The following is a 276-nucleotide window of genomic DNA, read 5'->3' as shown; positions in this document are numbered from 1 at the left end:
CTAGAATTTTTACATCATTATTGTTTCCGGAAAGGGCAATATCAGCATTTAAAATTTTCGGTGAAGAATTGTTCACTTTTACAGCAAGATTTCCAATAGGACTTCCATAAACAATCAGATAAGAAATATTTAAGTCAGAAGTGAAAGTCATCTCCTTAGTTACATCCCTAAGTTGTGCTGTTCCATTGATGGTTCCTCTTGCCAGAACTGTATCTTTTTTTATAAGCTCAGTAATAGTTTCAATTTTAAAATCCTTTAATGAAATGTTTAAAGGGC

Annotated in this window: 1 protein-coding gene; it reads right to left on the bottom strand. The window is 31.9% G+C overall.

Annotation, left to right across the window (positions count from 1 at the left end; genetic code table 11):
* Positions 1 to 276: hypothetical protein (locus SB679_RS24045; RefSeq protein ID WP_410704755.1), on the bottom strand; the 276-nt coding region annotated here is incomplete at both ends.

Origin of the sequence: Chryseobacterium sp. SIMBA_029 (genome assembly GCF_046535275.1) — a bacterium.
Taxonomy (GTDB): Bacteria; Bacteroidota; Bacteroidia; order Flavobacteriales; family Weeksellaceae; genus Chryseobacterium.
This window is presented reverse-complemented; position numbering and strand designations above follow the sequence as displayed.